This window comes from Petrotoga halophila DSM 16923 (assembly GCF_002924615.1).
Genome location: NZ_JALY01000260.1, coordinates 1 through 10,448, shown reverse-complemented (window position 1 = coordinate 10,448; position 10,448 = coordinate 1). Strand labels below are relative to the sequence as shown.

The 10,448-nt window shown below is 33.9% G+C and carries 12 protein-coding genes and 1 riboswitch; all 12 genes read right to left on the bottom strand.

Annotation, left to right across the window (positions count from 1 at the left end; genetic code table 11):
- Positions 1 to 1,109: amidophosphoribosyltransferase (gene purF / locus AA81_RS12595; protein WP_103899231.1), on the bottom strand; the 1,109-nt coding region annotated here is incomplete at its 3' end.
- A gap of 4 nt (positions 1,110 to 1,113) precedes the next feature.
- Positions 1,114 to 3,297, bottom strand: coding sequence for a phosphoribosylformylglycinamidine synthase subunit PurL (gene purL / locus AA81_RS12590; protein ID WP_103899230.1), 2,184 nt, complete (start codon positions 3,295 to 3,297; stop codon positions 1,114 to 1,116).
- Positions 3,275 to 3,961 (bottom strand): phosphoribosylformylglycinamidine synthase subunit PurQ, encoded by a 687-nt coding sequence (gene purQ, locus AA81_RS12585; protein WP_103899229.1) that lies wholly within the window; start codon positions 3,959 to 3,961, stop codon positions 3,275 to 3,277. Before purQ ends, purL begins: the two co-directional genes overlap by 23 nt.
- Positions 3,962 to 3,966: 5 nt before the next feature.
- Entirely contained in the window at positions 3,967 to 4,236 is a 270-nt protein-coding gene (purS, locus tag AA81_RS12580) for a phosphoribosylformylglycinamidine synthase subunit PurS (RefSeq protein ID WP_103899228.1), read from the bottom strand.
- On the bottom strand, positions 4,233 to 4,949 hold the full coding sequence (purC, locus tag AA81_RS12575) for a phosphoribosylaminoimidazolesuccinocarboxamide synthase (RefSeq protein WP_103899227.1): 717 nt from the start codon (positions 4,947 to 4,949) through the stop codon (positions 4,233 to 4,235). Before purC ends, purS begins: the two co-directional genes overlap by 4 nt.
- On the bottom strand, positions 4,939 to 5,358 hold the full coding sequence (locus AA81_RS12570; RefSeq protein ID WP_103899226.1) for a 5-(carboxyamino)imidazole ribonucleotide mutase: 420 nt from the start codon (positions 5,356 to 5,358) through the stop codon (positions 4,939 to 4,941). The genes purC and AA81_RS12570 overlap by 11 nt, the downstream gene beginning before the upstream one ends.
- A 79-nt stretch (positions 5,359 to 5,437) precedes the next feature.
- Positions 5,438 to 5,539, bottom strand: a riboswitch (purine riboswitch).
- Between the two features lie 83 nt (positions 5,540 to 5,622).
- Positions 5,623 to 6,075: an arsenate reductase ArsC gene (locus tag AA81_RS12565; RefSeq protein ID WP_103899225.1), complete on the bottom strand. Its 453-nt coding sequence runs from the start codon at positions 6,073 to 6,075 to the stop codon at positions 5,623 to 5,625.
- The gene (fliJ, locus tag AA81_RS12560) at positions 6,068 to 6,520 is read right to left on the bottom strand and encodes a flagellar export protein FliJ (protein WP_103078267.1); all 453 of its coding nucleotides are present in this window, start codon (positions 6,518 to 6,520) and stop codon (positions 6,068 to 6,070) included. Before fliJ ends, AA81_RS12565 begins: the two co-directional genes overlap by 8 nt.
- 27 nt (positions 6,521 to 6,547) lie before the next feature.
- Positions 6,548 to 8,185, bottom strand: coding sequence for a sigma-54 interaction domain-containing protein (locus AA81_RS12555; RefSeq protein ID WP_103078266.1), 1,638 nt, complete (start codon positions 8,183 to 8,185; stop codon positions 6,548 to 6,550).
- A 29-nt stretch (positions 8,186 to 8,214) separates the two neighbouring features.
- Positions 8,215 to 9,180 (bottom strand): radical SAM protein, encoded by a 966-nt coding sequence (locus tag AA81_RS12550; protein ID WP_103899224.1) that lies wholly within the window; start codon positions 9,178 to 9,180, stop codon positions 8,215 to 8,217.
- Positions 9,181 to 9,392: 212 nt separating this feature from the next.
- Positions 9,393 to 10,226, bottom strand: a complete 834-nt coding sequence (lipS1, locus tag AA81_RS12545) for a LipS1 family lipoyl synthase (protein ID WP_103899223.1) — start codon at positions 10,224 to 10,226, stop codon at positions 9,393 to 9,395.
- Positions 10,213 to 10,448, bottom strand: a 236-nt coding sequence (locus AA81_RS12540; RefSeq protein ID WP_245863643.1) for a putative dsRNA-binding protein, incomplete at its 5' end; no start/stop codon positions are given. The genes lipS1 and AA81_RS12540, both read right to left, overlap by 14 nt.

The following is a 10,448-nucleotide window of genomic DNA, read 5'->3' as shown; positions in this document are numbered from 1 at the left end:
TGTTTCATCGTTGTTCCTCTGACGATAGAATCATCAATTAAAATAACTCTTTTGTTATCTATAACTTCTTTAACAGGTAAAAGTTTACGTCTAACTCCCAACTTTCTTTCTTGCAAATCGGGGTCGATAAAAGTTCTTCCAACATACTTGTTTCTCATTAGGCCCATTTCTAACGGAATACCAGATGCTTTTGAATATCCTAGAGCAGCAGAAAAGCCACTATCCATTACTGGAATGACTATATCAGCATCGATAGGATTTTCTTTTGCACACAACTCTCCTAATTTTTCACGCATTAAGTGCACATTATCACCAAATATATTTGAATCGGGCCTTGCGAAGTAAACATGTTCAAAAAAGCAAAACTTATTAGGACTATTCAAAGATATTACATGACTTTTAATCTTTCCATCCTTTATTTCAATTAATTCACCGGGCTTTATTTCTCTAATTTTAGCGTTTCTAAGTGGGAAAAATTTGAAAGCGCTGTCTTCTGAAGCTACATAAATTCCATTTTCTGTTTCACAAATACTTAAAGGCCTGTATCCAAAAGAATCTCTAAAAGCGATAATTTTATCTTTGAAAAGGAAAAGTAGAGAGTAAGAAGGAGATATATTTTCAGCAATTAACTTACTTATTTCTTCACTTTTCCAACTTGAAGGAGATCCTTTTAGTTTATTAACTAAAAGATGTGGGAAAAGTTCAGTATCTGAAGTTGTCATAAATATGGACCCTTGCTCTTCGTATTTCTCTTTCAATTCAGGGCCATTTTCTATTTGACCATTGTGTGCTATGGAAAAAAATTCATTTTTATATTTTATAGTAAGCGGTTGAGCATTTGTGAAATTAGAGAGACCTTTCGTTGAATATCTCACGTGCCCGATCCCAAAATAACCGTTAATTTTTTTTGATACACCGCCCCCGAAAACTCTATTGACTACGCCTTTACCCTTATAAGTTGTAATCTTAGTCCCATCTGATACAGAGATCCCTGCAGATTCTTGGCCTCTATGTTGAAGTGCCAAAAGCCCTTCAACAATTCTGCCACTTACGTTGTACTTTTCACTCTTTGAATATGCGGCAAACAAACCACAATTTTCCATCAGCATTTAATTATTCCTCCACACTTTTTGAAATACTATCAAAATAAATGTTTCTCAGCTCTTTTAAATCAAAACAAACGCTGCCGATATCAATTCCTTCATCACTGGATTTTATCTCTCCCAATTTTTTAACGTTGATGTTAGATGATTTAGCAATATCTTCAAAAGTATAGGAATCTTTTCTACTAACAGATACAATGAACCTACCCTGATTTTCTCCGAAAAGTTCTTCTATGGAAGTATCTAAAATACCTTTAAAACCACGATTACTCAATATACATGACACCGCTAAAGCAATGAGTAAACCTCCTTTTGAAACATCATGCACACTTTTTAAAATACCTTTTTCTATCAGATCCAATATAAAGTTTTGTAAATATCTTTCATACATTGGGTTTACAAAGTCGATTTCTCCACCTACAAAACCTTCCAGAACTTTTAAATAAAGACTTCCACCTATCTTATCAACATTGATATCTATTTTTCCAATTAAATATACTAAATCACCACAATCTTTGAATTTTAAATTAACTATTTTTTTTATATCTTTAATTTCCCCAATCATACCGATCACAGGCGTAGGAAAAATTGATGTTTCATTATACGAATTGTAAAAACTAACGTTACCACTAACCACAGGGGTAGAAAGTTCTTTTGAAGCTTCAATCAAACCTTCGATACTTTTTTCAAATTGCCATGATACTTCGGGATCATCAGGATCACCAAAATTAAGGTTGTCCGTGATAGCTAAAGGTTTTGCACCCACTGAGATCAGATTCCTAGCGGCTTCGTATACAACGTTCTTGGTACCCTCAAATGGATCTAAATAGGTGTAAAGTTCGTTGCTATCAATTGTTACAGCTATAGCTTTATGAGTGTTTTTTAACCATAGTACCGCACTATCGGCTTGTTCTGGTATCAATATTGTATTTGTTCCAACTTTAAAATCATACTGTTGATATATCCATTTTTTACTAGATATATTGTGGTTTGATAACAATATTTTTAATATTTTATCTATATCTTTTATCTTTGTTCTTGGGTATTTTTTTGCTTTGTTCAATATATAAGTTGAAGGAGTGGTATTGTTTCTATAATATTCAGGGGCGTTAACTAAGATCTCTATTGGAAGATCAGCAAGAACCTTGCCTTCACTATTTTCTCTCACAACGTAATGAGGGGTAGAAATTGTCCTTCCGATAATTGCAAAATCGATTAAGTATTTATTACAGACGTCTTCTACTTTTTTCTCTGTACCAGGATTAACCAAAAAAAGCATCCTCTCTTGAGATTCAGAAAGCATTATTTCCCAAGGTTCTATATCCTCTTGCCTTTTCGGTATATTATCTAAATAAAGTTCACAACCAACTCCACCCTTATAAGCCATTTCAGAAGTAGAGCTAAGAACACCGGCAGCTCCCATATCTTGACAAGCTCTTACCCCTTTTATTTTCAATATCTCAAGTGTCGCTTCGATTAGATTCTTTTCTGTAAAGGGATCTCCAACTTGGACTGAAGGTCTGTCATCTTTTCCACTCAATTTTTTTGATGCAAAAGAGGCCCCATGGATTCCATCACGTCCGGTTTTAGATCCTACATATACAAGAAGTTTATCAGGTCCATCAGCGTGGGAAGATGCCAAATGATTTTTGTTAGCAACACCGATACACATCACGTTTACCAAAGGGTTTGTTGAATATATTTCATTGAATGAAGTCTCTCCACCTACCGTTGGGACACCAATAGAATTTCCATAGTCACTTATACCTGAAACAACACCTTCGAAAATGTTCTTCACCTTTGGATCAGAAATATTACCAAATTTCAGCGAATCTAAAAGTGCTATGGGCCTTGCTCCCATAGCCAATATGTCTCTAACTATCCCACCAATACCAGTGGCTGCCCCTTGATAAGGTTCTACAGCAGAGGGATGGTTGTGACTTTCGACCTTAAAAACAACAGATTTTCCTCCAATTTGAACGTATCCCGCATTTTCGCTTTCATAAGATTCATTAATTTTTTTTAGATAATGTTTAGAATGTTTGTAACCACAATGTTCAGACCATTGGGCAGAAAAAAGGTGCGTTTCAAATTCGTTGGGTAATCTCCCCAACTTTTCTTCTATAAGATCAAATTCTTCACCTGAAATACCTAATTCCAACGCTATCTCTTTAATTGTTAATTGATTCTGCACTAGTCAAATACCTCCTGATAGATTGAAAAATGTAATTGCCGTCCTCATTACCTAATACGCTATGACAAGCTCTTTCTGGGTGAGGCATTAAACCAAAGACATTGTATTCTTCATTTGTTATGCCTGCTACATCATCAAATGAACCGTTGGGATTCTCTTTATACTTTAATAAAATATTTTTAGGATTAAGTTTGTTATCGTTAACTATATAACGGCCTTCCTTGTGGGCTATAGGTAAAGTTAAAATCTTTTTTTGAACGTTATTAATAAATGGCGTATCATAATTTATGACCTCAACTTCAACATCCTTACATATGAATCTATGAGACGTGTTAACGGTTAATACTCCGGGTAATATTCCTGCTTCTGTGAGGATCTGAAAGCCATTACAAACCCCTAAAACCAATCCTCTTTTGTTTAATATATACTTCTCAACAGAGTTCATCACAGGAGAAAACTTTGCCAATGCCCCCACTCTTAAATAATCTCCATAGGAAAATCCTCCTGGAATAAAAACTAAATCGAAATCCAATAATTGATTAAAATCATGCCATATATATTTCGTATCAAAACCGTTAATCGTCAAAGCAAAATTTGCATCTCTATCACAGTTTGAACCAGGGAAAACTATAATTCCAGCAGTTAACGAATTTACATTCTTCACACTGTTCACTTCCTATTCAAATCGATGATTTCAAAATCTTCTAAAACAGGATTGGTTAAAATTTTATACGCTATTTCTTTAGCTTTATCTTTGGCTGTTTCATAGCTATCTTCTTTTATGTCTAATTCTATACTTTTTCCAAATCTTACACTTTCAACGTTGTAATTCAACCTTCTTAAAACCTTGAAAGTAGTTGCTCCCTGTGGATCTAAAATTCCTTCTCTTAACTTTACTTTTACTTCAAATCGGAAAGTTTTCTGTTCCTTCTTAATCATATATCCAACCTCCCAAGCAATACTTCGTAAGCGTTTAGTAGATCTCCCTTTTCTTCTCTATACACATCTTTGTCAAGGGATTCCATAGTATTTGCGTCCCAAAAACGGCATGTATCAGGTGAAATCTCATCTATCAACGTAACTTTATTATCGTTTTTACTGATTCCGAACTCTAATTTAAAATCCACCAAAATAATTCCTTTAGATTTTAAATAATCACTCAAAACATTGTTGACTTTTTTAGAAATAGAAGTGATTTCATCCAAAATGTCTTCTGTGGTAATTTTCAAAAGGAGGACAGCATCTTTTGTGATCATGGGATCTCCTAACTCGTCATTTTTCAAAGAAAATTCAACTAAAGGATAATCAAACATCAATCCTTTTTTTACACCATATCTCTTACAAAAACTGCCCGCGGTGTAATTTCTAATTATAACTTCAAGGGGAATTAAATCCGTCCATTTTGCGACGAAAGAGGTTTCATCATAATCGTTTATGTAATGGGTATTTATATCTTGATTATTCAGCATTTCAAAAAAGAATTTAGAGATCTCTTTATTAATTCTACCTTTGTTAAGAATTTGATCTTTTTTTAATCCGTTGAACGCTGTGACATCGTCTTTAAATTTTATCAATAACTTCTGCTCATCGAACTTGTATACTTTTTTGGCTTTCCCTTCGTATAAAAGCTCAAAATTTTTCTTATCTTCCATCTTTTTCACCTTCTATCAACCTTTTTGCAAAGTATGCTGCATTTTTCATCCCACTACTTCCAATTCCCATAGTTGCAACAGGCACCCCACTAGGCATCTGTACCATAGAAAGTAATGCATCTATTCCATTTAAAGGACCTACATCTCTAGGGACACCAATAACGGGGAGGTTGGTTAATGAAGCGATTACACCAGGCAAGGCAGCAGAAAGACCGGCAACAGCTATTATGACACTATACTCGTTACTGGGAAGTTCTTCAATAAATTTGGTTAGCTCTTTCAAATTCCTGTGAGCACTAAACACTTTGTAATCGTAACTCATTTTCCATTCTTCAAAGAGGTCAATGGCAGTTTTTACAAAAATCTCATCCGATTGACTTCCAGATATCAAAAGGACTTTCTTACTCAAAGTTATCTCTCCTTTTTTAAAATGTCAAAATAAAAAATCCTACCTCTTCTACAGAAGAGAGGTAGGATGTTGATGTAAAAATCTCAACCCCTCTTACTGTAGTCAAACAGTTTACGGCTGTTTGGTAGAAACTGCCGAACCATATTATCGGCATTATACAGAAAGAGGTTTCTTCTTTATTAATTTTGTTATGAACTCATTATAACAAACAAACTTTAGCTGAAGGTTAATTCTTTGAAAAATAAAGTAAATACAAAAAGGTATTTACACTCGAAAATTATCTTTTACATTGGAGTATTTATCAGTATTTTCCACAAAATCAATTACCTTTTTTTCTATTTGATCTCTTACCTCTCGAAATACTTCTAATTGTTCTTCTTCAGAACCTTGAGCACTGGCTGGATCATCAAAGGGCCAGTATAGTCTTATACTAACGCCAGGGAAAAAAGGACATTCTTTTTCTGCTTTGGAGCAGACAGTTATTAAAAAACCAAACCTATCGTTCAAGTATATGTCCAAACTCTTTGAGTATTGCCCGTCCATAGATATTCCTTTCTCTTCCATGACTTTTATGGTCAAAGGATGAATTTCACTTGCTTCTAAACCAGCACTGTAAGCCTCGAACTTATCATCTCCGTATTTCTTCAAAAACGCCTGAGCCATCTGACTTCTTGCAGAATTTCTCGAACATAAGAACAAAACTTTGATCTTATTCATAATTCTCCTCCCTTGGTTGATGGTTTAATCTTGCAATTTCATCTAATTCTTTTATATCGGCCCTCTTTTCCCGAATTTTAAATTCGTCAAATCTTTTATCTTTAAGTTTTTGAAGAATATCTTTTTCGTTTTTGGCCTTTAAATAATTTTGTCGTGCCATTTCTTCTTCTTGTAACTTTTCTTGTAACACTAAACGTAGTTGTGATAATTGCTCATTTAAATAATTTTTATACTCTACCATATTTGATAGTTTAGTAATTGAGATAGTATCTTTTACCTCTTTTATAAATTCTGTTGAAAAGGTATCGATCTTATTGCTGATCTGATTAATTTCGTCTTCAACTAACTGCCTTTGTTTACTTTTTTTACCCAATTCTATTCTTGCGTTATCTTCTAAAATTTTTTTTAGATCTTTCAACCGTTCTAGACGAAATTCAAATTTCAATGTTCATCCCCCATTCACATTAAAACTTTACTTGATGCCGTATCTATCCAGCTTATAATAAAGATTTCTCACAGTTAAACCCAGTTTACGGGCAACTTCTGTTTTATTACCGTGGCTTGCTTCAAGTACTTCTATAATTATCTTCTTCTCGAAGTCTTCAGTCATTTCTTTAAGCGTTCCTTTAACTTCTTCAACGTTTTCTATCAAATCGGGAATGTGTGTGGAAGTTACTATGGAATCGCTGTTGTCCATTGCCAACATGGCCCGGTCAATTACGTTTTCCAACTCTCTTATGTTTCCTGGCCACGAATAATTCTTTAATTTATTCAAGGCATCTTCAGTAAATCCATAAACTATTCTTCCATACTTTCTATTTAGACTATGTAATAGTTGTTGAGCCAGTTCAGGAATGTCTTCTTTTCTTTCTCTTAATGATGGAACTTCTATACTTACTACTGAAATTTTGTATAAAAGCTCTTTAGAAAATTTCCCCAAACCAGAAAGAATCTTTAAATCTTCTGTGGTTGCAAAAATAAACCTAACATCGGGAACAAAATCGTAATAATTCGTATCGAAAACGTTGTCTTTAAGAAAGGCTAAAAGTTTTCTCTGCATTTCTATATCCATCAGATCAATATTTTCCAAAAAAAGGGTCCCTTCATTCGCTCGTACCAAATAACTATTTTCCCCAAAAAGGTACTCTTCTTGTCTTTCTTTTGAAATCAAAGAAAAATTTAATTTTAGATACGGTCCCTCTTTCCTTGCACTTGCGTTGTGAATAGCTTGTGCTAGAACCTCTTTTCCTACTCCAAATTCGCCTATTAATAAAAGATCCACGTCTACTGATGCTACTTTACTTGCTTGAGCTATTACATCTTTCATAATTTCAGATTTAACCACTAAATCGTCGAAGGTGTGGGTGGCACTCTCTTTTTTTAGCATCCTTTTTGTTGCTTCAAGCTCGTTTATTAATCTTTGAATCTCAGAAATATCATGAATAACGGCGACACTTCCTTTAAACTCATTTTTAACAAAAAGTGGGGTGACGCTTGCTACTACTTCTTTTTTGTTCGTAGCTAATTTTTTTCTTACATTGTATATAGGTTTTTTCTCTCTTGCACATTGAATATGTAAACTTTCACCTTCCGCCAAATCTATAGTGGCAGGCTTACCAATGACCTCTCTCGGTGTTAGTCCTGTGATTCTTGTATAAGCTCTGTTGACCATGGTAACACGACCTTCTTGATCAGCCACAGAAATGGCATCTGAGGTAGAATCAATTATAGAAGTTAAAAGTGCTTCCATTTCTCTTAGATTAGTAATCTCTTCCGCTAACTTTTGTAATGTGGTAATATCTCTGAAAACAGCGGCAACAGCGATAGTTTCATTATTATCATTTTTTATAGGGATACGGGAAGTTAAAATAACTTTATCCCCTAAACTTTGTAATTTGTCGTATTCTGGTTCCCCGGTTCTTAAAACAATGTGCAATCTGGTATTTGGAACATTTTCAACTACATTTTGTCCAATTATTTTTTCTTTATCAACTCCTAAAATCCTACAGGCGGAGTCGTTTATGTAAAAAATTCTTTCCCTTTCATCTATGGCCATTACTCCATCTTGTAACTGATCAACAACGTACCGCATCAGTTCTACTTCTTTCATGAAATCACCCCTCTGATAGTCACCAACGTTTATTGTGACGTTGAAAAAACTTCATTGCCTTCTTTTAAATTGTGAGTCTGAATCCAACCATTTTCAAATCCTAATTTATACAAATAATCTACCACTTCCTTATATTCCGATTTGTATAAATATCTTGATAATTTTTCATAATTTTTTGCCTTATAAACTGGAACGTACTGGTCCATTAAACTGATATGTATCTTTTCGGAAATTTCATACTTTAAGAATTTTAAGGCTTCTTTTGCTTGGTTTATTAAGTTTGGTAAAACTAGAATACGAATTATTATTCCTCTTTTTAAAACATTAGACTTTTCATCTACCAGAAAAGTTTCCCCAATCTGACGATACATCTCTTTAATAGCTAATTGGGCATTACTCCAGTAATCTTTTACCCCTGAATATCTTTTACTAACGATATTACTAGTATACCTGATATCAGCCAGATATATATCAACGACATCTTTCATGAGCTTCAAAGTTTCTATACTTTCATAAGAGGAGGTGTTCCATACTATGGGTAAGCGAAATCCTCGTTCTATTGCATATATCAAAGCATCAAAAATAAAAGGTAAGTATGGAGTGGCAGTTACCAAATCTAAATTAGCAGCCTTCATTTCATTCTGTAATTTTAAGAAAATTTTTGCTAAACTTTCAGTGGAAATCTTCTTTCCGAAACCTAATTGACTAAAATTGAAATTTTGACAGTAAACACACCTCATCGTGCAATTGCTGAAGAAAACACCACCTGCACCATTTTCTCCTTTCAATACAGGTTCTTCTCCCGGATAAAGAACATATTCCGAAATTTTTATTTCATTCCCTACCCTACAAGATCCTACAGTTTTTAATCTATTTACTTTACACTGGCGAGGGCAAAGATCACATTCTTCTAAGCGTTTGATCAAATAATCACGTCTTTTATGAAGTTCACCTGACTCATATAACCTCATGTACGAAGGTAAAAAATTACCCATTTTATACTATACCTCCACTATTATTCATCATACTGTCTTTTAGAAACTCTGAAACCTTTATATATAGCGACCCTCCACCTGTGCGTTAAGGGGTGAACTCCTTAAAAACCTAAATTCAAGATCAAAATTATTTAAAAACATGGTTTGCACAGTGACGCAAACAGGGGTGAACCCTTTAAGTTCCCCATGTCCAAAATCAAACAAGCCACCATCTAACCGGAAGAGAACGCACAACATTCGTAACTATAACTAATCTGGTAATTTTCTCTTTCGGCTTTTTCGATAACTTTGCCAATAGGTTGAACAATTTTATTTACAATACCTAAAAGATTGGTTTGAAGATCTTCTCTATATTTCCCCTTTGGATGCATACAACCTAGCGTTAACTTTTTATGTTGAAAATCTTTTCTTACCTTTGAAAGAAAAGAAACAACTTCCGTCACCTTTGGAGGTTGATAAGAATGGAATTCAGTTCCAACGGTGGGTATAAAAACTAGAAATATAATTTCATCTATTCGATCTCCAAATTTTTTTAGTTTTTCAATTGCTTTTTGTTCATGAGAGAATTCTCCTTTATTCAAGCCTATGGTAATATGTGGTTTAACGACAAAATCATTATTTACGAGTAATTCGAAAGAAGCCCACATCTTATCATAATCAAATTTCCCATAAACCTCTCTTACAGTTTGCTGATCTCCAACTAGGTCAAAAGATACAGTATCCGCGATCTCTTTTAAAACATGGATATCTTTTTCATCCACGTAGCCTGTATGTACGTTGTATTTCAAATTGTATTTGGTTTTTAGAGTATATAGTGTATCCGCAAAAATAGTAAGTGGAACCTTTCTATCAGCTAATAATCCACCACTAATTAAAAAAGAAGTGAACCCTTTTTTTACTAAATTTTCCATATCCTTTACTCGGGCCATATTATTTAGATAATGGCCACCACAATGTTTACAGTTCAGATAGCAATAATTCCCTGTTAATGATACTGAAGAGGTGTTCTTTAAAATAACGAATTCAATTTCTTTAATCAATGTCATCATTTCCACCAGTAGAGTTCAAAAACTTCTCACAAGCGATTTTTGCTGCTAATTGTTCGGCAAATTTTTTTGAAAAGCCTTCACCTATTCCAAGTATCTCATCATCTAATTTAACTGCCACCTTGTATCTTTTCATATGTGATGGTCCAGAAGCACTTAATAACACATACTCAGGCAATTTTTTTGTTTTTTCTTGAGTTAGTTCTTGTAACTTCGTTTTAT

Bases quoted from the DNA above. Each gene is read 5' to 3' on its own strand.
- purC (WP_103899227.1), bottom strand. From the start codon at position 4,949: ATGGAAGATAAGAAAAATTTTGAGCTTTTATACGAAGGGAAAGCCAAA.
- AA81_RS12565 (WP_103899225.1), bottom strand. From the start codon at position 6,075: ATGAATAAGATCAAAGTTTTGTTCTTATGTTCGAGAAATTCTGCAAGA.
- AA81_RS12555 (WP_103078266.1), bottom strand. From the start codon at position 8,185: ATGAAAGAAGTAGAACTGATGCGGTACGTTGTTGATCAGTTACAAGAT.
- lipS1 (WP_103899223.1), bottom strand. From the start codon at position 10,226: ATGACATTGATTAAAGAAATTGAATTCGTTATTTTAAAGAACACCTCT.
- purS (WP_103899228.1), bottom strand. From the start codon at position 4,236: ATGATTAAGAAGGAACAGAAAACTTTCCGATTTGAAGTAAAAGTAAAG.
- AA81_RS12550 (WP_103899224.1), bottom strand. From the start codon at position 9,180: ATGGGTAATTTTTTACCTTCGTACATGAGGTTATATGAGTCAGGTGAA.